Here is a 21,128-nt window from a genome sequence, read left to right on the forward strand (position 1 = left end):
GGTGCTCGAAACAGCGTTAACGCGGCGTATTAGGGCTGTACCGCAGGGGAGGGCTGGTGTACCTCCAGACCTCAGCAAGAGTTCGACGGGACGTTCCAACATGGCGCAGAATTCAGGTCTGATGCAGGGCAAGCGCGGGGTGATCCTGGGCCTTGCCAACAACCGCTCGATCGCCTGGGGCATCGCCAAGGCATGCCACGCCGCCGGCGCCGAGCTCGCCTTCACCTATCAGGGCGATGCGCTGAAGAAGCGCGTCGAGCCGCTGGCCGCCGAGATCGGCGGTCTCGTGCTCGGCCATTGCGACGTCACCGATGCGGCGACCATCGATGCGGCATTCGCGGTGCTGAAGGAGAAGTGGGGCAAGATCGACTTCCTGGTGCACGCGATCGCCTATGGCGAGCAGCTCGAAGGCCGCTATGTCGACACCACCGCGGAGAATTTCTCCAAGTCGATGCTGATCTCCTGCTACTCGTTCACGGCCGTGGCGCAGCGCGCCGAGAAGCTGATGACGGATGGCGGCTCGCTGATCACGCTCAGCTATTACGGTGCCGAGAAGTGGATGCCGCATTACAACGTGATGGGCGTGGCGAAGGCGGCGCTGGAGGCCAGCGTGCGCTATCTCGCCGCCGATCTCGGCGAAAAGAACATCCGCGTCAACGCCATCTCGGCAGGTCCGATCAAGACGCTCGCCGCCTCCGGCATCGGCGACTTCCGCTATATCCTGAAGTGGAATGAGACCAACGCGCCGATGCGCCGCAACGTTTCGACCGAGGACGTCGGCGGCAGCGCGTTGTATCTGCTCTCCGAGCTCTCGCGCGGCGTCACCGGCGAGGTGCATCACGTCGATTCCGGCTATCACGTGCTGGGCATGAAGAGGCCTGATGCGCCGGACATTTCATTCGGCGGCAAGGACTGATCTTCAGGCTGGAATGGCCGTGCCCACGATCTACTATCTTCGCCACGGCGAGACCGAGTGGAATGCGCTCGGCAGGCTTCAGGGCACCAAAGACATTCCGCTCAATGCGCGGGGGTGCGGTCAGGCCGTCCAGGCTGGCGGCATTCTCGCCGACCTGTTCGAGCGCGAGGGGCGGGACAAGGCGGCGCTGCCTTACGTGTCGAGCCCGCTCGGCCGTGCGCGCCAGACCATGGAGCTCGCGCGCGGTAAGCTCGAACTGCCGGTCGCCGACTATGCGCTCGACGATCGGCTGCGCGAGATCGGCTATGGCAGCTGGGAAGGGCTGACGCTGGCCGAGAGCGAAGCGGCCGATCCCGAGATTTACGCCAGGCGCCTCGCCGACAAATGGAGCGTGGGCCCCGCCGGAGGCGAGACCTATGCCGATGTCCAGGTCCGCGTGCGCGCCTGGTACGATCAGCTGCGGGGTGACACCGTCGCGGTCGCCCACGGCGGGACCTGCCGGGCCCTGATGGTGTGCTTGGGGCTGGAGACGCCGGCCAGCGCCGCAGAACTCTATATCGAGCAGGGTGCGGTCTACGTGTTCCGTGAGGGACGGCTGGAAAAGTTCAGTTAAGGGCGGCCCCATCCCCCCGTTGGCGGCCATTTGACCCCTCATCGAGAGCGCGTTACCACACGCCGGAACCGAACCACCGAGCAGCGATGTCCTTCAACACCTTCGGCCACATGTTCCGCGTCACCACCTTCGGCGAGAGCCATGGGGTGGCCATCGGCTGCGTGGTCGACGGCTGCCCGCCCATGATCCCGCTCACCGAGGCCGACATCCAGGGCGACCTCGACCGCCGCCGTCCCGGCCAATCGCGCTTCACCACCCAGCGCCAGGAGCCGGACCAGGTGAAGATCCTGTCCGGCGTGATGGCGCATCCGGAGACCGGCGTGCAGGTGACGACGGGCACGCCGATCGGGCTTCTGATCGAGAACACCGACCAGCGCTCGAAGGACTATTCCGAGATCAAGGACAAGTTTCGTCCCGGCCACGCCGACTTCACCTATGAAGCCAAATACGGGCTGCGCGACTATCGCGGCGGCGGCCGCTCCTCCGCGCGCGAGACCGCGACGCGGGTTGCCGCCGGCGCCATCGCGCGAAAAGTGCTGCCCGACGTCAGGGTGCGCGGCGCTCTGGTGCAGATCGGCCCGCACAAGATCGACCGCGCGAAGTGGGACTGGGACGAGGTCGCAAACAATCCGTTCTTCTGCCCGGACAAGGACAAGGCCGCGTTCTTCGAGACCTACCTCGACGGCATCCGCAAGAGCGGCTCCTCGATCGGCGCGGTGATCGAAATCGTCGCCGAAGGCGTGCCGGCAGGTCTCGGCGCGCCGATCTATGCCAAGCTCGATTCCGATCTGGCGGGTGCGATGATGACCATCAACGCGGTGAAGGGCGTCGAGATCGGCGCCGGTTTTGGCGCGGCGGAACTGACCGGCGAGGAGAACGCCGACGAGATGCGCACCGGCAATGACGGCACGCGCTTCCTGTCCAACCATGCCGGCGGCGTGCTGGGCGGAATCTCCACGGGGCAGCCGGTGGTGGTGCGTTTCGCGGTGAAGCCGACCTCGTCGATCCTGCAGCCGCGCCGGACCGTCGATCGCAAGGGCGCAGACACCGAAATCTTCACGAAAGGCCGCCACGATCCCTGCGTCGGCATCCGCGCCGTTCCCGTCGGCGAAGCCATGATGGCCTGCGTGCTGGCCGATCATTTCCTGCGCGATCGCGGGCAGGTGGGGCGTTGATGTCGCGGTTCTAGCCCACCGTGCAGCTTGACGGCCCCGCAACTTCGTCCGCAAATGCAGCCATGAACAGCTCCGAGTTTCAGCGCGTCTGCGATTGGCTGATCGATGGCGCCTGGTCGGCGGCAGAGCCGGACGAGATGATCGCCGATTTCTGCCAACGCCTGGTCGCGGCCGGCCTGCCATTGTGGCGCTTCGGCATCTTCATCCGCACGCTGCATCCTGAAATCTTCGGCCGCAACTTCATCTGGCGGCAGGGCCAGGGAGTCGAAATCGGCAGCGTCGATTTCGAGATCCTGGATACGCCCGAGTTTGCCCGCAGCCCGCTCCGCGTCGTGTTCGAGCAGGGCATCGAGGTGAGGGGACGCCCAGGCGATCCCGACGGCAAGCGATTCCCTTTTCTCGACGACATACGGGCCGAAGGCGCGACCGACTATGTCGCGGTGCCGGTGCCCTTTCTCGACGGCTCCATCCATGCGACCAGCTGGATCACGCAGCATCCAGGCGGTTTCAGCGACGACGACATCGCGGCAATCCGCTCCGTCGTGACCCCGCTGGCGCGTGTCAGCGAGATCATCAGCCAGCGCCGTACCGCCGAGATGCTGCTCGACACCTATGTCGGCAACCGCGCCGGCGCGCGCATCCTCGGCGGCCAGATCCGCCGCGGTCACACCGACACCATGCAGGCGGCCATCTGGCTCTCGGATCTGCGCGGCTTCACCGCGCTGTCGGACCGGCTGCCGGCCGAGACCGTGGTCGAGATCCTCAACGATTACTTCGACTGCCAGGTCAGCGCCATCCTCGCTCATGGCGGTGAGGTCTTGAAGTTCATGGGCGACGGTCTGCTCGCTGTGTTTCCGATCGACGAATATGTCGGCGATGCCGCGCATGTCTGCACGCAGGTGCTGGAGGCGGCGCGCCAGTCCCGCGCCAGCGTGGAGGCGCTCGCCATTCCGGTCGGCGAGGTCGTCGAACGTTTCCGCTTCGGCCTCGCGCTCCACGTCGGCAACATCCTCTATGGCAATATCGGCGGCGGCAACCGCCTCGACTTCACCTGCATCGGCCCCGCCGTCAATCTCGCCGCGCGGCTGGAGAAGATCGCGAGCCGGCTCGGCCGCACCATCGTGGCCTCGGAAGGCTTTGCCAATAATTGCCGCCACGACTGGCGCGAACTCGGCGAGTTTCCGATCGCGGGATTTTCCAAGGCGCAGCGCGTGTACGGGCTGGCGGACGAGACGCCGGCGCTGGCCGATCGAGCCGCTATTCCTCCGGTTCGGTCGTGAACAGCAATGGATAGCCCTTGGCGCGGCCGGCGTCGGTGGCGCGCGTCGCCTTAGTCTCGGCGACGTCCTTGGTGAACACGGCGACCACGCAGGCGCCGAGCTTGTGCGCGGTGATCATCACCTTGTAGGCCTGATCCTCGGTCATGCGGAATTCGGCCTTCAGCACTCTGGTGACGAATTCGCGCGGCGTGTAGTCGTCGTTGACCAGGATGACCTTGTGCAGCTTCGGCCGCTCGACCTTGGTCTTCGTCCTGGTTTTCGGCTTGGTAACGGCGTCGTTCATCGTTTTCCAGAAACCCCGGCCCTGGTGAACTCCAGCTGTCTGATCATATGGCAGACACCCGGGCTCCTCCAAGATGGCCGGAGCGGTTGCTCATGTCGTCGCCGATGGGCAGGGATGCACGGATCGTGCGGACCTCGCTTCAGGGAAGCGCGCGAACAACATGCAACGCCGCGATCAGCGCGCCCACCGACAGTACCACCGATGCGATCATGTAGGCGGCCGAAGCGACGGTCTGGCCTCGCTCGATCAGATACCAGGCATCGAGAGAGAACGTCGAGAACGTCGTGTATCCACCACAGATGCCCACCGTCAAAAATATCCGGGCGGCCTGCGGCAGGTTCCATTTCGTCGCGAACAGCCCAGTGAGAACGCCGATCAGGAATGATCCGGTCACGTTGATGATGAGGGTACCCCAGGGAAAGTCGGTGCCGAACGCCCGGCCCGCACCGATGGACACCAGATAGCGCACGACTGCACCGAGTGCTCCGCCGGCGGCGACCGCGAGAATGTATTGGATGTTCAACGTCTCGTTCCCTGGTTTGTGACCTGCATTAGTTGTTCCGCCCCGTCAGCCCGTTGCCGACCGCAAATAACCCCACCAGTGAAACCAGCGCGAAGCCGAGCCCCGCAAGGAATGTTCCGGCCGGGCCGTAGGCATCCCACAGCGCGCCCGCGATAACGCTCGCGGCCAGCAGGGCAAGGCCGGTGAACAGGTTGAAATAGCCGAACGCGGTGCCGCGCAAGTGGGGCGGCGCGGCGTCTGCGACCAGCGCCGAGAGCAGGCCCTGCGTCAGTCCCATATGCAACCCCCACAGCGCGACGCCGAGTGCGAGGCCTGAAAGGGTCGGCAGCAGCGCAAGCGCGAGATCGGCACCGGCAAGGACGACGAGCCCGAGCGCGAGCAGGCCGGTCCGGTTGATCCGGTCCGAGAGCGCGCCGGCCGGATAGGCCGAGAGGGCGTAGACGATGTTCATCAGCACCAGCACCGCCGGCACCCACATCGCGTTGAGCCCGATATTCTGCGCGCGCAGGATCAGGAAAGCCTCGCTGAAGCGCGCGAGCGTGAAGACGATTCCGACGGCGACGACACGCCAATAGACCGCTCCGAGCCGCCGCATGGCGTCGAGATTGAGCGGATTTCCTGCGGGCTCCCGGCTCGGATCCGGGGCCGGCTCGCTGACGGCGAAGGCGATCAAGCCGAACGACAGGAAGGCCGGCAGCACCGCAACCCAGAACACGGCGGTGAAATTGTCGGCGGTCCACCACATCAGGCCGATCGCGGCGAGCGGCCCGACGAAGGCGCCGATGGTGTCGAGCGATTGCCGCAGGCCGAAGCTCGCGCCGCGCAGGCCGACGGGGGCGATATCGGCAATCAGCGCATCGCGCGGCGCGCCGCGAATGCCCTTGCCGACGCGATCGACGAAGCGCGCGGCCACCAGCCATCCGACGCTGGGCGCCAGCGGGAACAGCGGCTTGGTCAGGGCGGCGAGGCCATAGCCGAGTGCGGCGAGCAGCTTGCGGCGGCCGAGCCAGTCCGACAGCGCGCCGGAAAAGATCTTCGTGATCGAGGCCGTCGCCTCCGCAATGCCCTCGATGAAGCCGACGGTCAGCGTCGAAGCGCCGAGCACGGTGACGAGGTAGACCGGCAGCAGCGCGTGGATCATCTCGGAGGAGATGTCCATCAGCATCGAGACGAAGCCGAGCACCCAGATTCCTCTCGGCAGCCCGCCACGTGCAGCATTCGGTGTCGTCGTCGTCACGTCTTCGCCTTCTCCTGGCCTTGCACCAGACAACAAAAAACCCGCCGCCGGCGGGTCTGTCCATGCTCCCGCCGAAGGCAGAGGCTCAATAATTGCCCCTCCTCAAGCAGGAGTCATCAGCCCACACGGTGATCGACCGCCGGGCGGTTACGGGGGACTCCATCCCCATCTGTGTGGCCAACCTAGCACGGAAATCGCTTCGGACAAGTGGGCGGGGAACTGTGTCCCCGTGCGCGTCGCTCCCGCTTCGCGCATCATGAGCCCTGATGGTGCGAAGCGCACGAGCGTGTTCCAGCGGCGCGAGCGCGGCAACACGGGGGCGGCATTGCGCAAAGCGCGCGTGCGCCCGCGCCGCAGATTCCTAACTCGAAAGTGAAGCGCAAGCGATCTTCGCGCTTTGCGGCAAGGCGATTGCATGTCACCATCACGTCATACGACGGGAGACTGCGATGCGGTTGCTGTTCTCGATCGGGGCTGTGCTGGTGGCCGGCATGTTTGCCGGAGGGGACGTCGCGGGCGTCGCGGCACCAGGACCAAAATTCGAACCGTCCAAGAAACAGCTGCAGCGGCCCGCGGCCGACAGAGACGCGCAGACGGTCGACGTCGAGCTGGTCCTCGCGGTCGACGTGTCCTACTCGATGGACATGGACGAGCTCGCGATCCAGCGCGAGGGCTATGCGCAGGCGATCCAGTCGAAGGAGTTCCTCCAGGCGCTGAAGCTCGGCCCGAACGGCCGGATCGCGGTGACCTATTTCGAGTGGGCCGCCTCCAGCGACCAGAAGATCATCATCCCCTGGCGGCTGGTCGACGGTCCCGAGACGGCGGATGCGGTCGCCGCCGAGATCATGAAGACGCCGATCCGGCGTGCTTCGCGCACCTCGATCTCGGGCGCGCTCAACTTTGCCATGCCGCTGTTCGACGAAGACCCCTATCGGGGCCTGCGCCGCGTCATCGACATTTCCGGCGACGGTCCCAACAACAACGGCGGTCCTGTCACGGTGGCACGCGATGCCGCGCTCGAGAAGGGCATCGTCATCAACGGCCTGCCGATCATGATCAAGGAGCCGTCCTATTCGACCATGGATATCGACAATCTCGATTTCTACTACGAGGACTGCGTCATCGGCGGCCCCGGCTCCTTCGTCATCACGATCAAGGACCGCGACAAGTTCAAGGAGGCGATCCGCACCAAGCTGCTGATGGAGGTCGCCGGCCGCACGCCGGAGCGTCCCGTGATGCGGGTCGCCGACAGGGAGCCGCGCGTCAATTGCCTGATCGGCGAGAAGATCTGGTCGGACCGCTGGGGCCGCTGAAGTCTCCGGCTGAAGCTTTTTCCCGCTTGGCCGATGCGTGAACTTAACGCCTCGTTAACCGGAGCGTGGCCCTAATCGCATGGTTTCCGTTCGTTTCCAGTCGGCATCCTGACATCGCCGCGGCGAACGAAAGCGGGTTTGTGAGGCCCGTCTCCGAGCAATCCAATGGCCATCGTCACATCGAGCACCAACCAGATTTCGCCGGCCAACGAGCGGCTGTATCGCCAGAGTGCTCTGGTCGGTGACTGGAAGGGCAATTGGGTGGGCAACAACCAGCCCGTCGGGTTCAAGGTCGTCAACATCCGCGGGGCCCGGGCGCAGGTCGAGTACACCCACAACGGACGCACCGAGCGCGGCTTCGGCGAGGTTCAGGGCACGCTCATCACCTTTGGCGGGATCACGGTCGGCACCAAGGACGGCAAGAACATGGTGATGCTGTTCTCGTTCGGCGGCGCTGGCAAGCAGACCGCCAATCTCGAGAAGCAGGCCCCGCCGGCGTCCGACAGCCGCCTGATGGGAAGCTGGGGCGGCTATTCCAGCGAGAACGGCAAGAGCGCGAGCTTCAAGGTGCTGTCCGTCAATGGCAAGGAGGCCGAGGTCAGCGTCACCACCGACGGCGTCACCCGTAAGGGCACCGGCTACGTCTACAAGAACGTCATCATGTTCGGACAGACGCAGATCGCAACCGACGACGGGCAAAACGGCAAGATCATCTACCAGGTCGGCACCAAATCCTTCATGGTGCCGGTGACGAAATATCCGCCGGCGGATTCATCGTCCTCCGTGGACAAGACCGCATAACTTTCACGACCCCCGGTCCACCGGCTCGAGTCAGCGGCTTCTGCCGGTCGAACGGCGCAGGATCAAGCGGGCCTGGGCGAAGCCGCAAGCAGCGATCGACCGCCAGACTTCATCGGACAGCTCCACAGGATCTGGAGGCGTTTGCGGCGGACGGGTGACGTCCTGCCGCGCGCGAGCAGGGGAACGTGCGGCATCAGGTTCGGTCATGGGGAGGCCCGGCCGTCACGTCGGCGCGGCCGCTGCGCTGGCATTGGTGATGTCAGGAGAGTATGATCTGCAAAAGCCTTGCCGGTAGCTTCAATGTCCAGATTTGTCCCTTCACCCGTGATTGCAGCCCTGCTCGCTGTGCTTTGCCTGACTGCATCGTCGGTTCACGCCCAGGTCGCGCCGCTGAGATATTGGATCCCCGGCGGGCCCTTCGGCCTCGGGGGCGGCGCCGACCAGAGTTCCGATGTTTACGGCAGTTCCCCCAGCTTCAACGCTGGCGATCCGGATTGGCGCAGCAGCGCGACGACTGGCTTTTTCGTCGGCAGTCAGCGCGGCAATCTGAATTGGAGCGGCCTCAGTCAGAGCGGTCTCGGTCAGTCCGGTCTTGCCGGCAATTTCAGTGCGCTCTCATATGACAGCACGCAGTTCGGCTACAACACCAAGACCATGGGCGGCATGCCCGTGACGTTCTTTGCCGGTTTCGACACGTTGAAATATGGCAACGGCATCGGCAGCTCGGTTGCGCCGCTGACATCTGGCGCGGCACCCGGCACCGGCGCATTTGCTGGCGTCGAATTCAAGCCGACCTCCAATCTCAGCCTGTCGTTCGGCGCCGGTTTCATCCAGCAGGATTCGGGCCGCATGGACAGCGATATCAGATCGAACATGCTGCCGGGCGAGTCGCCGGCGCTGAGCGGTTTGCGCCGTTAAGGCATGATCCGGAAAAGTGCGCAGCGGTTTTCCGAAAAGATCATGCTTAAACAACAAGCTAAAGCGCGATGGCGATTCATGCTCATCGCATCGCGCTTTAGGGCCGCATCACCTGCTCCGGCGGACGCCGCAGCGACTTCGGCAGGTCCGGGCCGGTTCCGAAACGCATCACGATATCGCATCGCCGTTCGCCGAGCCCGAGCGAGGCTGCAAATTGCTGCCTCAGCGCCGCCACCTCGACCGGCTGGTTGACGAAGGAATATTTGAGCCCCAGCGCGGTCGCCTGCAAACCGAAGCGCTGGCAGGCGCGGCCGACCGCGATCCAGTGCGGTTTGTCGCTGCGCTCGGCCGCGAGGACGACGACGCCCGCAGAGCTGGCGAGCTGGTCGCGGTACTTCTTGTTTTCCCCGCTCTCGGTGAAGAACAGCCTCAGAAGCGGCCGCGCCAGCCACGATGGCAGGGAGGGATTTCCCGAGGCGGGCGCGAACAATCCGTCCATGGTCGCGAGCGCCTCCGCTTCGTTGAAGCGAATCCAGCTCACGAGCTCGCGCATGAAGGCCTTGTCACGCATTTGCGCCGAGTTGCCCTCGAGCACGTAGTCAGTGACCCCGGCGATCGCGGCGCGCTCGGTCATCAGAAGGGCCGTGACACCGGGTTCGCGACAGGCGCTGTCGAGCCGGCGCAAGGTCTCGGGCGCGGCGGGCCTGCCATCGAACGCCGCGCGGGTGCATTGCCTGACCGGAATTGCGGGCACCAACGTCGATGCATCCGGCGGGGCTTGCTCGAGCGCGATCACGATCCGCTCGCCGTCGATGACCGGATTGGCGCGCCAGCCCAGCGCGGACGCCGCGAGGATGAGGTTTTCGGCGGCGCAGCCGAGACTGACGAAGAGGTGATGGTCGTCGGGATCCACGGCCGCACAGCGGCGCGAGAAATCCGGTGCGATCGTGATTTCATCGCCGCGGGCAGAGAAGATCCAGGGCTGGGTGTTGTGGCTGTTGGCCGCGAGGGTGGCAAAGCGCACGAGCTCGCGATCCCGCGGCACGGTCTGCAGCGCAGCCCGAGACGCCGTTACCGCCTCATCATAGGTCATCGCCGCCGCCGCTGCAGCGGGGAAGCCGCTGATAGCCGTCGTGGAAAAGCCCAGCGCAGCCGCGGTGAACTGTCGTCGGTCAAGCAAGAGCGTCCGCTCCGCATCCCATGTCGCGCCTCATGGCGCGCCAACGTCCTTAGCACCGAACGCGCTGCAACGATTGACCGGAATCAAGACCGGGCGCCGAGGCTGGAGCGCGATGAGATCTGGATGAATCCACATCGCGCTCCAGGTCGTTGTTTGCGCATGATCTCGCTGCGCACCCTTCTTGGATCATGCTTTAGCGCGTGAAGCGCGCCACCAGCTCCACATGCGGCGTGTGGCGGAATTGATCGACCGGCACCACCGCCTCCAGCCGATAACCGCCGTCGATCAGCAGCCGTGCGTCGCGGGCAAAGGTCGCGGCGTTGCAGGACACCGCGATCACGACGGGCACCTTGCTCGCGGCGAGCTTCAGGGCCTGCGCCTGCGCGCCCTGGCGCGGCGGGTCGAACACCACGGCATCGAAGTCGCGCAGCTCCTGCTGCACCAGCGGGCGGCGGAACAGGTCGCGCGGCTCGACCTTGATCGGCTTCATTCCCGGTGTGCGCGCCGCCTTCGCCAGCGCTGCGACGGCGCCGGCGTCATTGTCGTACGCGGTGATGCGCGCCTTTTCGGCGAGCCGGAGCGCGAACGGGCCGACGCCGCAGAAGAGGTCGAGAACGTCCTTGGCCTTGCCGATGCGCTCAGTGACAAGCGCGGCGAGCGTCTCTTCGCCTGCCACCGTCGCCTGCAGGAACGAGCCCGGCGGCAGCGTCACCTCGGCGCGGCCCATCTTCACCGTCGGCGGCAGGCGCTGCAGCACGAGCTCGCCGTGCCGCGTCAGCCGCGCCAGGCGGTGCTGCTCGGCGACGCGCGACAGCGCCGTGACCAGCGGCGTCGGCAGCGGCCCGGAGCCGCGCACGTCGACATCGAGGCCGTTGGCGGTGGCGGTGACCTGGATGTCGAGCGGCTTGGTCACCGGCATCTTCGACGTCAGCGGTTCGGCGAGCGCCCAGGCGGCATCGAGCGCGCCGTCGAGCGCGGGATCGAGGATCGGGCAGCGATCGATCGGGATGACGTCGTGCGAGCTCGTCGCCGAGAAACCGACCTTGAGAACATCATGGGTGCCGAAGCGGCCGTGCAGCGTGATGCGCCGGCGGCCGGCGCCATGGGCGTCGACCAGGGGCGCCACCGCGCAATCGATGCCGGCTTGCGCCAGCGTCTCCACCACGATGCCGCGCTTCCAGGCCTGATAGGGCTCTGCCGCCCAATGCTGGATCGCGCAGCCGCCGCAGACGCCGAAATGGGGGCAGAACGGTTCGATGCGCTCGGGGCTTGCGACATCGACCGCGAGCAGCTTGCGGCGATCCGGATGGTGGCCCACGACGTGATCGACCTCGACGGTCTCGCCGCCAAGCGTATAGGGCACATAGATGGCATCGCCCGTGGTGAGGCAGACGCCGTCGCCGCGATGGCCGACATGATCGATGGTCAGACGCTCAACCACGGCGCGCGCCCAGGAAGAATTCGGCATTGCCGTCGCCGCCCGCGATCGTCGAGGGAAATACCTCGATGTCGGTGCAGCCGAGCGAGGCCGCGAAGGCTGCGATGTCGTCGCAGATCGCCTGGTGCACGGCGGCGTCGCGGACGATGCCCTTCTTGTTGTGCTTCCTGTCAGCCTCGAATTGCGGCTTGATCAGCGCCAGCAGGCTCATCGGCGCGGCGGCGAGGGACAGCGCCACCGGCAGCACCGTCTTGAGCGAGATGAAGCTGACGTCGATGACGACGACATCGGGCCGTGCCGGCAGGCGCTTGCCCTCATAGCTGCGGATGTCGGTCTCCTCCATCGAGACGATCTTGGGATGGTCGCGCAACGAGGGATGCAGCTGGCTGGTGCCGACATCGACGGCGAACACCAGGCTCGCGCCGTTCGCCAGCAGCACCTCGGTGAAACCGCCGGTGGACGCCCCGACGTCGAGGCAGACATGGTCCTCGATCTCGATTCTGTAGCGTTCCAGCGCGCCGGCGAGCTTGACGCCGCCGCGGGAGACGTAGGGATGCGCGGGCTCGGCCTGGATTACCGCGTCCTCGGCGATCGTCTCGGACGGTTTGGCGACCTGCCTGTCGTCGGCCCTGACGAGGCCGGCCTCGATCGCCGCGCGCGCCCGCGCCCGGCTCTCGAACAGGCCGCGCTCGACCAGCAACACATCCGCGCGCTTGCGGGCAGGGGACATCGGATCTCCGGAGGCGACTGAAAGGCTTATGTAGCGATCAATCGCGCGGCTGCCATCCGGACGCAAGCCTCGAACGCCGCCAGATCGTGCCAGACGTCGATGGGTACCGTGGCCGGCGTCACCAGCGGGCAGCCATGCAGCTCCAGCGCGTGGATCATCATGAGATTGTCGACGAGGCCGAAATCCTCGACGGTCAGGCCCTGCGCGTCGATCAGCCGCCCGTCCTCGGACGTGACGTCCATGAAGCGGCTGAGGCGGTCGGCATAGGTGGCGCCGTCATTGGAATAAGCGAGGCAGAACTTGCCGCGGCCGGCCATGTAGCCGAGCTCGTAGACGGTGCCGGGATCGGCGCCGGCGCCGCGGAACGGGGTGAGGTTGGCGATGATGGCGTCGGCCTCGTCCATCATCGCGTCGTTGCCGCAGAAGATCTGCCGCGCGGCGTCGGGTGCGGTGACGTCGATTGCGTTGTCGAGAGGATAGAGGCCGGTGAGACCGTGCGTCGCGCAGACATCGACTTTGCGACGGCCGATCTCGATGGCATCCGGCAGGAACACGTCGGGACCTGCCAGGTAGATCTTCATGGAGTCAGAACCGGAAAAATTTGGGCAGGGGCGCAAGCCACAGTGGGCGGTCTGCTGCCTCCCCCGCCTGCGGGGGAGGGCTGGGGAGAGGGGTGTCTCCGCACCGGGACAATCTCCCAGAGGATGGAGTCCTTACCCGACGCTTCGCGTCGACCTCTCCCGCAAGCGGGAGAGGTGAACCGGCTCAGGCCAGCTTGACCGTCTCGGCCTTGACGTCCTTGCCGAGCGCTTCGAACACCTTGGCGACGATGCCCTTGGCGTCGAGGCCCGCGCGGGCGTACATCGCGGCGGGCGTGTCGTGATCCTGGAACACGTCGGGCAGCACCATCGAGCGGAACTTGACCATGCCGCTGTCGAGCACACCCTGGTCGGTCAGGAATTGCGCGACATGCGAGCCGAAGCCGCCGACCGAGCCTTCCTCGATCGTGATCAGGATCTCATGGTCGCGGGCGAGCTTGAGCACCAGCTCGGTGTCGAGCGGCTTCATGAAGCGCGCGTCCGCGATCGTGGTGGACAGGCCGTGAGCGGCGAGCTCGTCGGCGGCCTTCTCGCATTCGGCGAGGCGCGTGCCGAAGGAGAGCAGGGCGATCTTGCTGCCCTGGCGGATCATGCGACCCTTGCCGATCTCGAGCGGAATGCCGACCTCGGGCATCTCGATGCCGCGGCCTTCGCCGCGCGGATAGCGCAGCGAGCTCGGTCGGTCGTTGATCGCCACCTGGGTCGCCACCATGTGGACGAGCTCGGCCTCATCGGCCGCCGCCATGATCACCATGTTGGGCAGGCAGCCGAGATAGGCGTTGTCGAACGAGCCGGCATGCGTCGCGCCGTCGGCGCCGACGAGACCGGCGCGGTCGATCGCGAAGCGGACGGGCAGGCTCTGGATCGCGACGTCGTGCACGATCTGGTCGTAGCCGCGCTGCAGGAAGGTCGAGTAGATCGCGCAGAACGGCTTGTAGCCTTCGGTGGCGAGGCCCGCGGCGAACGTCACCGCGTGCTGCTCGGCGATGCCGACGTCGAAGGTGCGGTCCGGGAAGGCCTTGTTGAAGATGTCGACGCCGGTGCCCGACGGCATCGCCGCGGTGATGGCGACGATCTTGTCGTCCTTCTGGGCTTCCTTGACCAGGCTCTGGCCGAACACGTTCTGGTAGGCGGGCGCATTCGGCTTGGCCTTGGCCTGGGTGCCGGTCGCGACGTCGAACTTCACGACGGCGTGGTACTTGTCGGCGGAAGCTTCCGCCGGGCCGTAGCCCTTGCCCTTCTGCGTCACGACGTGGACCAGGATCGGGCCCTCTTCCATGTCGCGGACGTTCTTTAGCACCGGCAGGAGATGGTCGAGGTTGTGGCCGTCGATCGGGCCGACATAATAGAAGCCGAGCTCCTCGAACAGCGTGCCGCCGTCCATCATGAAGCCGCGGGAATATTCCTCGACGCGGTTGGCGCGGTTGGCGATGATCTTGGGCAGGCGCTTGTTGATCTGCTTGGCCGCATCGCGCAGCGTGCGATAGGTCTTGCCGGAGTAGAGGCGCGACAGATAGGCGCTCATGGCGCCGACCGGCGGCGCAATCGACATGTCGTTGTCGTTGAGAATGACGATCAGGCGCGAATTCATCGCACCCGCATTGTTCATGGCCTCATAGGCCATGCCGGCCGACATCGCGCCGTCACCGATGACGGCTATGACGTTGTTCTTGCCGCCGGAGAGGTCGCGCGCCACAGCCATGCCGAGGCCGGCGGAGATCGAGGTCGAGGAATGCGCGGCGCCGAACGGATCGTAATCGCTCTCGCTGCGCTTGGTGAAGCCGGACAGGCCGCCGCCGGTGCGCAGGGTGCGGATGCGGTCGCGCCGGCCGGTGAGGATCTTGTGCGGATAGGCCTGGTGGCCGACGTCCCAGATCAGCCGGTCGCGCGGCGTGTCGAAGACGTAATGGATCGCGGTGGTGAGCTCGACCACGCCGAGGCCCGCGCCGAAGTGACCGCCGGTCACCGAGACAGCATCGATGGTCTCCTGCCGCAGCTCGTCGGCGACCTGGCGAACCTGCTCGACCTTGAGCTTACGCAGGTCTTCCGGCGTCCGGATGGTGTCGAGAAGCGGCGTTTTACTGTATGCGTTCACGGCGATTTCCAATTTGTCAGCGCCGGAAGGTCGTTCCGGTGCGCGATGGGTTTGCACAATATCGGCGCAGCGCGAGTCCTAACCGTCGGAGCCACCTGCATGGGGCAAAGCCCCGTCTTCAAGCTTAGGTAAGCTTAAGTGCGCTCCGGTTCAGTCTCTGTGATCCCTGTCACTTAGATCGGCTTCGTCCGTCCCAAGCCAATTTCATCAGCAGTTTGAAGCTCTTGTCGTCGGTAATCAGTGCCCACGCAAGGCTTGCAAAAAGCCACACTCCGCGCAGCTTTACACCAAAGCTGAGGCCAAAGCCAACCCGCCGGACCGATTAGGGGTATGCAGGTGCAACCGGCGGGCCAGAGTGGTTAACCGTGGCGTGGGAGCCCGGGTTCCAGGTTTGCCCTGTCCCTTGTCAGGCTTTTCGCGCGGTTGGAAGCCCTCCCACCCCAAGGAACCGTTCGGAGCCGGACCATCCCGGCCCACCGTCATGGAATCGGGGCCGTGGCGGGCACGCCGGATGCGATCATGGGACATGGCAGCCCAGCGAAGACATTCACCGGGCGGCGTCAAAAATGGATAGTGGCCCGGCCTATTGAACGTCGAGCGGCGCCGTGCCGGCGGCCTGGCCGCTGGCATCGGTGGTGATCTTGTCGACCCGCGCCTCGGCCTGGCGCAGCAGTTCCTCGCAGCGGCGCTTCAGAGCCTCGCCGCGCTCGTAGATCGTCACGGATTCCTCGAGCGGCACCTTGCCATCCTCGAGCCGCTTCACGATCGTCTCGAGTTCCTCGATCGCGCGCTCGAAGGTGAGCCTGGAGACGTCGACTTGGGTGTTTTCGGCCATATCCGTTTCCGATTGCCCGATTCGCTTAGCCCGGCAGTGAAAGCGGGTTTTGCGGGCTTAATGTGGCGAGTGCTTTCAGGCGCCCATCAGGGCGCCGACATGCGCCGTAACAGATTCTTTCAATCCTTGCAGGTCATAGCCGCCCTCGAGCACCGAGACAACACGCCCTCCGGCGGTCCTGTCGGCGAGATCCATCAGCTTGCGCGTCACCCAGGCATAATCCTCCGCGCGCAGATTCAGCGAGGCCAGCGGATCGCGGTAATGCGCGTCGAAGCCGGCGGAGATGACGAGCAGCTCGGGGCTGAATTTTTCGAGCTGCGGCAGGATCAAGTTCTCGAACGCGGAGCGGAATTCCGGCCCGCCGTCCTCGGAGGCGAGCGGCGCGTTGACGATGGTGTCGTGGTCGCCGCGTTCGCCCTTGGCGCCGGTGCCCGGAAACAGCGGCATCTGGTGCGTCGAGCAGTACATCACGGTGGGATCGGACCAGAAGATGTCCTGCGTGCCGTTGCCGTGATGCACGTCGAAATCGACGATGGCCGCGCGCTTGATGCCGAATTTGCGCTGCGCATGGCGCGCGGCGATCGCGACATTGTCGAAGAAGCAGAAGCCCATCGGCTTGCCGATCTCGGCGTGATGGCCGGGCGGACGCACCGCGACGAAGGCGTTGCGATGCTCGCCCGCCATCACCGCTTCGGTCGCCGCAACCGCACCGCCGACGCCGCGCATCACCGCTTCCCACGTGCCCGGCGACATCGACGTGTCGCCGTCGATATAGACCTGGCCGCTGGCCGGCGCGATGTGACGCAGCTCGGTGACGTAGTGCTCGTTGTGGCAGAGCGTGACGAGATCGAGATCGCCTTCCGGCGCCTGATCGCGCGCCAGGAACTGGAAGCGCTCATGCGACAGCGCCTCCTCCACCGCACGCAGGCGATCCGGCCTTTCAGGGTGTCCCGGCGGGGTGACATGGTCGAGGCAGGCCTTGTGGGAAAGGAGAAGCGTGCTCATCAGGTCGGCCTCACAAGAAACGGGCTTTCGTCGTCGCTTGGCGCATCCGGCGCCAAAACGCAATGCAAAACCCAATCTAGGCACTTGGGCGGCAATGGCAAAGGGGCGTCCCGGGCCGGCCGTTTGACCTGGATCAATTCACCCGCAGGATGCGGGTCGGCGGCAGCGGACCGATCGGCCCGTGCGCCCGGAAGAACGCGAACAGCGCGTCGGCGTCGTAACCGCCATATTGCGGCGAGGTGCCCTGTTGGGCGACGGTAAAACCGTCGCCCCCGACCGCAAGGTAATCATTGAGCGTGACCCGGTAGCCGCTGCCGGGCTCGATCGGCCGGCCGTTGAGCGTCATCCTCTCGGGGATCACGCGCTCGCCGAATGGCTTCGACGCATCCCAGGCATAGCTGAATCCGTTTGACACCTGGAGGATCCGCGGCCGCTTCGGATCGAGCCATTGCTGCTCCAGCATCTCCTTGAGCTGGCTGCCGGTCAGCGTGATCGTGACGAGGCGATTGCGGAACGGCTGGCTGGCGAAGACATCGCCGAAGGAAATCGCGCCGTTCTCCTTCGGCACGATGTCGGTGCGGATACCGCCGGGATTGGTCAGCGCGATGACAGCGCTGCCATCCTTGGCGTCCTTGGTCGCGGCGAGCTGCGCATCTGCGATGACGTCGCCGAGGGCGCTCTCGCCGGCCTCGTTCGGCACGCGTGACAGCGTTTGCGTCACCGATCCGGCCGGCCGGTTGGCGATCGGCGCCGAGAGTCGGTCGTAGGCCTCGATCAGCGCAGTTTGCTCCGTGTCTTTCGCCAGCGAGGCGTTGGCGACGAGGACGTTCTCGCCCCTGGCGCTGACGATGTCGCGTGTCGCAGGATCGAGCTTCAGGTCGATCGCCGTGACCAGCGTGCCGTATTTGTCGCCGCTGGTGACGAGCCGCCCGTCGATATCGCAGACATAGGCGCGGTGCGTATGACCGCTGACGACGACGTCGACGGCGCGGTCGAACTTCTTCACGATGTCGACGATCGGCCCGGTGATGCCAGGGCATTCGTTGTAGTCGCCGGCGGGCTCGCCGCCCTGGTGGATCAGCACCACGATGGCCTCGACTCCGCGCGCCTTCAACTGCGGCACGAGCGCGTTCACCGTCTCGGCCTCGTCGCGGAATTCGAGCCCGGCAATGCCGGCAGGTGAGACGATGCCCGCCGTCTCCTTCAAGGTCAGCCCGATGAAGGCGACGGGGATGCCGTCGAATTCCCTGATCTCATAGGGCGGCAGCACGCTGTTGCCGGTCGCGGTCTCGATGGTGGATGCCGCCAGATAGCGGAATTTGGCGCCCGTGAAGGGATGCGGCCCCTGGCAGCCGTCGACCGGATGGCAGCCGCCGTTCTGCATCCTGAGCAGCTCGGTCGTGCCCTCGTCGAATTCGTGATTGCCGACGGAGGTGATCGCCAGCCCCATCATCGAGAGCGATTCGATCGAGGGCTCGTCGTGAAACATCGCCGACAGGAACGGGCTCGCGCCGATCAGATCGCCGGCGGCGACGAAGATCGTGTTCTTGTGACCTTCGCGCAGCTGCTTGACCAGCGTCGCCAAATATTCGGCGCCGCCGGCCGCCACCATCACCTTCTTGCTCTTGTCCTCGGGATCTCCGATGCGGATGCCGCCCGGCGGCGGCCGCAAATTGCCGTGGAAATCGTTGATCGCGAGGATGCGCAGCTCGATCGGTGCGGCGGTCTGGGCGGAGGCGGGGAAGGCGCAGGCGAGGGCGAGGGCGGCGAAGATGGATTTGTATCGCATGGAGCCAGATTAATCGTTCGGCGCGAAGATTTCACGAACGTTTCGCGCCGTCATCCCTGGGGGGATCGCGACGTCGTCGAAGGAGAGAGGCGGAGGCCGCGGCGTCGTAACGTGAGCCGGGTTGCCTCTCGTGCCCCGGACGCAGCGCAGCGCTACTTCAGCGGTGCGCTGCAGAGCCCAGGCCCTTCTCGCCGCGATCTCTTCCCTGCCATTGGTCCCGGCTCTGCCCAGCGACGCATTGCAGCGCGTCCGGGACACATCAAGCAACCTATCCCAGCAGCACCGCATCCGCCGCCGCGACCGATTCCGCGCTTTCCGTCACCGTGCGCTCGAGCGCGCCGGCCTGCACGGTGATGTTCTCGGCGAAGAAGCGCGCGAGGGAGACGTAGCGCGCGGCGTCGGTGTTGCCGTCGGCCTTGGCGGCGAGCGCTTCGGACGCGAGCAGGCAGCCGCCGAGCGTGGCGCCGAACTGCTGCAAGTAAGGCGTCGCGCCGGCGAGCGCATCGTTCGGCGCGGATGTGACACGCTCCAGCAGCCACTTGCTGGTGCGCGCCAACGCCTCCAGCGCCTCGCGCAATTTGGCTCCGGTGGTGCCGAAAGCGGGATCGTTGGAGGCCTCGACCTTCTTGACGGTGGCCGCGAGCTCGTCGAGCAGCACCCACACCGAGGCACCGCCATTGGCAGCCAACTTGCGCGTGACGAGGTCGATCGCCTGGATGCCGTTGGTGCCCTCGTAGATCGCGGTGATGCGGGCGTCGCGGTAATGCTGCGCTGCGCCGGTCTCCTCGATGAAGCCCATGCCGCCATGGATCTGCACGCCGAGATAGGCGACCTCGTTGCCGATGTCGGTGGAATAGGCCTTGGCCATCGGCGTCAGCAGCGCCGCGCGCGCGGCGGCTTCAGTGCGCACCTTTGGATCCTTGGCGCGGGTCGAGACGTCGATCGCGACCGCGGTCGCATAGCAGATGGTGCGCGCGGCGGCCGTCTGCGCCCGCATCCGCATCAGCATGCGCTTGACGTCGGGATGAACGAAGATCGCATCCGAGCCGTCGGTCTTGCTGCCGACCGCGCGACCCTGCTTGCGCTCCTGGGCATACGACAGCGCCTGCTGATAGGCGCGGTCGGCAACGCCGACGCCCTCGAGGCCGACGCCGAGGCGGGCCTGGTTCATCATCGTGAACATGCAGCGCATGCCCTGGTTCTCTTCGCCGATCAAGAAGCCGATGGCGCCGCCGTGATCGCCCATGGTCATGGTGCAGGTGGGGGAGGCATGCATGCCGAGCTTGTGCTCGATGCCGCTGGCAAAGATGTCGTTGCGCGCGCCGAGCGAGCCATCTTCATTGACCATGAATTTGGGCACCAGGAACAGCGAGATGCCCTTGGTGCCGGCGGGCGCATCGGGCAGGCGGGCCAGCACGAAATGCACGATGTTGTCGGTCATGTCGTGCTCGCCATAGGTGATGAAGATCTTCGTCCCCTTGATCCGATAGGTGCCGTCGGCCTGCTTCTCGGCGCGGGTGCGCAGCGCGCCGACGTCGGAGCCGGCCTGCGGCTCGGTCAGCTGCATCGTGCCGGTCCATTCGCCGGAGACGAGCTTCTCCAGATAGATCTTCTTCAGCTCGTCGCTGCCATGCGCGTCCAGCGCCTCGATCGCCGAGGCCGTCAGCAGCGGGCAGAGGCCGAAGGCGACGTTGGCCGCGCTCCAGATCTCGGTGCAGGCGGCGTTGATCGCGATCGGCAGGCCCTGGCCGCCGAAATCTTCGGGGCCGGACACCGCGTTCCAACCGCCTTCGGTCCAGCGCTTGTAGGCGTCCGGCCAGCCCGGCGCGGTCGTGACCTTGCCGTCGTCGAGCTTGATGCCGTGCTCGTCGCCCACCTTGTTGAGCGGCGCCAGCACGTCGGTTGCGAACTTGCCGGCCTCCTCCAGCACCGCCGCGGCGATGTCCGCGTCGAAATCGCCGTAATGACCGGCCTCCACGGCAGCCTTGAGGCCGGCGCCATGGTTGAGCGACAGCAGCATGTCATTGATCGGCGCGCGGTAGGTCATGGCTCACTCCCGTGGACAAATATTGGCGCCGTATTCTCACGAAACGGGGGCGGTCTCAATGGCCGGAAGGCCGGCCGGGCGCCCGCCGGATCCTCCGGGTTCTCCACAACGGAGTGCGGCGTGGCGGATCGGCGGTTCGGTGTGGTATTTTGACCCTCCAGGCGGTTGAAATGCCGCCCCTCTCCCTATAGACCGGCTGCGACCGAGGGGAATCTGCGGGGCCGGTTCTTCCGTCGTTCCTCGGTCGCCTGATGGGGCGTAGCCAAGCGGTAAGGCAGCGGATTTTGATTCCGCCATTCGGAGGTTCGATCCCTCCCGCCCCAGCCAAGACTTCCCCTCCGCTGAAATTCT

General features: G+C 65.8%; 19 protein-coding genes, 1 tRNA gene and 1 riboswitch. Of the genes, 8 read left to right on the plus strand and 12 right to left on the minus strand.

Going from position 1 to position 21,128, the window contains the following annotated elements; all coding sequences use genetic code 11:
* Positions 1–100: 100 nt before the first annotated feature.
* The 4 genes from fabI to K410_RS0111670 all read left to right on the plus strand — a co-directional run bounded on the left by fabI (position 101) and on the right by K410_RS0111670 (position 3,984).
* A complete protein-coding gene (gene fabI / locus K410_RS0111655) occupies positions 101–916 on the plus strand; it encodes an enoyl-ACP reductase FabI (RefSeq protein ID WP_028135015.1) in 816 nt (271 codons plus the stop codon).
* A gap of 13 nt (positions 917–929) precedes the next feature.
* Positions 930–1,529 (plus strand): histidine phosphatase family protein, encoded by a 600-nt coding sequence (locus K410_RS0111660; protein WP_028135016.1) that lies wholly within the window; start codon positions 930–932, stop codon positions 1,527–1,529.
* Positions 1,530–1,615: 86 nt separating this feature from the next.
* Positions 1,616–2,704, plus strand: coding sequence for a chorismate synthase (gene aroC, locus K410_RS0111665; RefSeq protein WP_028135017.1), 1,089 nt, complete (start codon positions 1,616–1,618; stop codon positions 2,702–2,704).
* Positions 2,705–2,766: 62 nt separating this feature from the next.
* Positions 2,767–3,984 carry an adenylate/guanylate cyclase domain-containing protein gene (locus K410_RS0111670; RefSeq protein WP_028135018.1) on the plus strand — a complete coding sequence of 406 codons (1,218 nt, stop codon included), beginning with the start codon at positions 2,767–2,769 and terminating at the stop codon, positions 3,982–3,984.
* Here K410_RS0111670 and clpS read toward each other — a convergent pair.
* The 3 genes from clpS to K410_RS36760 all read right to left on the minus strand — a co-directional run bounded on the left by clpS (position 3,962) and on the right by K410_RS36760 (position 6,027).
* Complete coding sequence (clpS, locus tag K410_RS0111675; RefSeq protein WP_028135019.1) at positions 3,962–4,267, minus strand: ATP-dependent Clp protease adapter ClpS; 306 nt, start codon at positions 4,265–4,267, stop codon at positions 3,962–3,964. The genes K410_RS0111670 and clpS overlap by 23 nt on opposite strands.
* A gap of 139 nt (positions 4,268–4,406) precedes the next feature.
* On the minus strand, positions 4,407–4,790 hold the full coding sequence (gene crcB, locus K410_RS0111680; RefSeq protein WP_028135020.1) for a fluoride efflux transporter CrcB: 384 nt from the start codon (positions 4,788–4,790) through the stop codon (positions 4,407–4,409).
* A gap of 28 nt (positions 4,791–4,818) precedes the next feature.
* A complete protein-coding gene (locus tag K410_RS36760) occupies positions 4,819–6,027 on the minus strand; it encodes an MFS transporter (RefSeq protein WP_049820016.1) in 1,209 nt (402 codons plus the stop codon).
* Positions 6,028–6,127: 100 nt separating this feature from the next.
* Positions 6,128–6,203, minus strand: a riboswitch (Fluoride riboswitch).
* 273 nt (positions 6,204–6,476) lie between these two features.
* Here K410_RS36760 and K410_RS0111690 point away from each other — a divergent pair.
* The 3 genes from K410_RS0111690 to K410_RS0111700 all read left to right on the plus strand — a co-directional run bounded on the left by K410_RS0111690 (position 6,477) and on the right by K410_RS0111700 (position 9,059).
* Positions 6,477–7,340 (plus strand): DUF1194 domain-containing protein, encoded by an 864-nt coding sequence (locus K410_RS0111690; RefSeq protein ID WP_028135021.1) that lies wholly within the window; start codon positions 6,477–6,479, stop codon positions 7,338–7,340.
* Between the two features lie 165 nt (positions 7,341–7,505).
* Positions 7,506–8,141, plus strand: coding sequence for a hypothetical protein (locus K410_RS0111695; RefSeq protein ID WP_028135022.1), 636 nt, complete (start codon positions 7,506–7,508; stop codon positions 8,139–8,141).
* Between the two features lie 300 nt (positions 8,142–8,441).
* On the plus strand, positions 8,442–9,059 hold the full coding sequence (locus K410_RS0111700) for a hypothetical protein (protein ID WP_028135023.1): 618 nt from the start codon (positions 8,442–8,444) through the stop codon (positions 9,057–9,059).
* 97 nt (positions 9,060–9,156) lie between these two features.
* Here K410_RS0111700 and K410_RS0111705 read toward each other — a convergent pair whose 3' ends face one another.
* The 9 genes from K410_RS0111705 to K410_RS0111745 form a co-directional block, all read right to left on the minus strand.
* Positions 9,157–10,239 carry an Acg family FMN-binding oxidoreductase gene (locus K410_RS0111705; protein WP_028135024.1) on the minus strand — a complete coding sequence of 361 codons (1,083 nt, stop codon included), beginning with the start codon at positions 10,237–10,239 and terminating at the stop codon, positions 9,157–9,159.
* A gap of 193 nt (positions 10,240–10,432) precedes the next feature.
* Entirely contained in the window at positions 10,433–11,680 is a 1,248-nt protein-coding gene (locus K410_RS0111710) for a class I SAM-dependent RNA methyltransferase (RefSeq protein WP_028135025.1), read from the minus strand.
* A complete protein-coding gene (locus K410_RS0111715) occupies positions 11,673–12,407 on the minus strand; it encodes a TlyA family RNA methyltransferase (protein ID WP_028135026.1) in 735 nt (244 codons plus the stop codon). Before K410_RS0111715 ends, K410_RS0111710 begins: the two co-directional genes overlap by 8 nt.
* A gap of 26 nt (positions 12,408–12,433) precedes the next feature.
* Complete coding sequence (locus tag K410_RS0111720; RefSeq protein WP_028135027.1) at positions 12,434–12,988, minus strand: nucleoside 2-deoxyribosyltransferase; 555 nt, start codon at positions 12,986–12,988, stop codon at positions 12,434–12,436.
* Positions 12,989–13,172: 184 nt separating this feature from the next.
* Entirely contained in the window at positions 13,173–15,101 is a 1,929-nt protein-coding gene (gene dxs / locus K410_RS0111725; RefSeq protein WP_028135028.1) for a 1-deoxy-D-xylulose-5-phosphate synthase, read from the minus strand.
* 583 nt (positions 15,102–15,684) lie between these two features.
* Positions 15,685–15,936 carry an exodeoxyribonuclease VII small subunit gene (locus tag K410_RS0111730; RefSeq protein ID WP_014497196.1) on the minus strand — a complete coding sequence of 84 codons (252 nt, stop codon included), beginning with the start codon at positions 15,934–15,936 and terminating at the stop codon, positions 15,685–15,687.
* A gap of 75 nt (positions 15,937–16,011) precedes the next feature.
* Complete coding sequence (locus tag K410_RS0111735; protein ID WP_028135029.1) at positions 16,012–16,941, minus strand: histone deacetylase family protein; 930 nt, start codon at positions 16,939–16,941, stop codon at positions 16,012–16,014.
* 133 nt (positions 16,942–17,074) lie between these two features.
* The gene (locus K410_RS0111740; protein ID WP_028135030.1) at positions 17,075–18,730 is read right to left on the minus strand and encodes a bifunctional metallophosphatase/5'-nucleotidase; all 1,656 of its coding nucleotides are present in this window, start codon (positions 18,728–18,730) and stop codon (positions 17,075–17,077) included.
* 268 nt (positions 18,731–18,998) lie between these two features.
* The gene (locus tag K410_RS0111745) at positions 18,999–20,777 is read right to left on the minus strand and encodes an acyl-CoA dehydrogenase family protein (protein ID WP_028135031.1); all 1,779 of its coding nucleotides are present in this window, start codon (positions 20,775–20,777) and stop codon (positions 18,999–19,001) included.
* Between the two features lie 252 nt (positions 20,778–21,029).
* Between K410_RS0111745 and K410_RS0111750 the strand changes: the two genes are divergently transcribed.
* Positions 21,030–21,104: transfer RNA gene (locus K410_RS0111750), tRNA-Gln, on the plus strand.
* Positions 21,105–21,128 lie beyond the last annotated feature (24 nt).

It is taken from the genome of Bradyrhizobium sp. 22 (assembly GCF_000482425.1).
In the GTDB taxonomy this organism is placed as follows: Bacteria; Pseudomonadota; Alphaproteobacteria; order Rhizobiales; family Xanthobacteraceae; genus Bradyrhizobium; species Bradyrhizobium japonicum_B.

What these genes read in the sequence shown, in the direction of transcription:
- fabI (WP_028135015.1), top strand. Translation starts at nt 101, where the DNA reads ATGGCGCAGAATTCAGGTCTGATGCAGGGCAAGCGCGGGGTGATCCTG.
- K410_RS0111660 (WP_028135016.1), top strand. Translation starts at nt 930, where the DNA reads ATGGCCGTGCCCACGATCTACTATCTTCGCCACGGCGAGACCGAGTGG.
- aroC (WP_028135017.1), top strand. Translation starts at nt 1,616, where the DNA reads ATGTCCTTCAACACCTTCGGCCACATGTTCCGCGTCACCACCTTCGGC.
- K410_RS0111670 (WP_028135018.1), top strand. Translation starts at nt 2,767, where the DNA reads ATGAACAGCTCCGAGTTTCAGCGCGTCTGCGATTGGCTGATCGATGGC.
- clpS (WP_028135019.1), bottom strand. Translation starts at nt 4,267, where the DNA reads ATGAACGACGCCGTTACCAAGCCGAAAACCAGGACGAAGACCAAGGTC.
- K410_RS0111690 (WP_028135021.1), top strand. Translation starts at nt 6,477, where the DNA reads ATGCGGTTGCTGTTCTCGATCGGGGCTGTGCTGGTGGCCGGCATGTTT.
- K410_RS0111695 (WP_028135022.1), top strand. Translation starts at nt 7,506, where the DNA reads ATGGCCATCGTCACATCGAGCACCAACCAGATTTCGCCGGCCAACGAG.
- K410_RS0111700 (WP_028135023.1), top strand. Translation starts at nt 8,442, where the DNA reads ATGTCCAGATTTGTCCCTTCACCCGTGATTGCAGCCCTGCTCGCTGTG.
- K410_RS0111715 (WP_028135026.1), bottom strand. Translation starts at nt 12,407, where the DNA reads ATGTCCCCTGCCCGCAAGCGCGCGGATGTGTTGCTGGTCGAGCGCGGC.
- K410_RS0111720 (WP_028135027.1), bottom strand. Translation starts at nt 12,988, where the DNA reads ATGAAGATCTACCTGGCAGGTCCCGACGTGTTCCTGCCGGATGCCATC.
- K410_RS0111730 (WP_014497196.1), bottom strand. Translation starts at nt 15,936, where the DNA reads ATGGCCGAAAACACCCAAGTCGACGTCTCCAGGCTCACCTTCGAGCGC.
- K410_RS0111735 (WP_028135029.1), bottom strand. Translation starts at nt 16,941, where the DNA reads ATGAGCACGCTTCTCCTTTCCCACAAGGCCTGCCTCGACCATGTCACC.
- K410_RS0111740 (WP_028135030.1), bottom strand. Translation starts at nt 18,730, where the DNA reads ATGCGATACAAATCCATCTTCGCCGCCCTCGCCCTCGCCTGCGCCTTC.
- K410_RS0111745 (WP_028135031.1), bottom strand. Translation starts at nt 20,777, where the DNA reads ATGACCTACCGCGCGCCGATCAATGACATGCTGCTGTCGCTCAACCAT.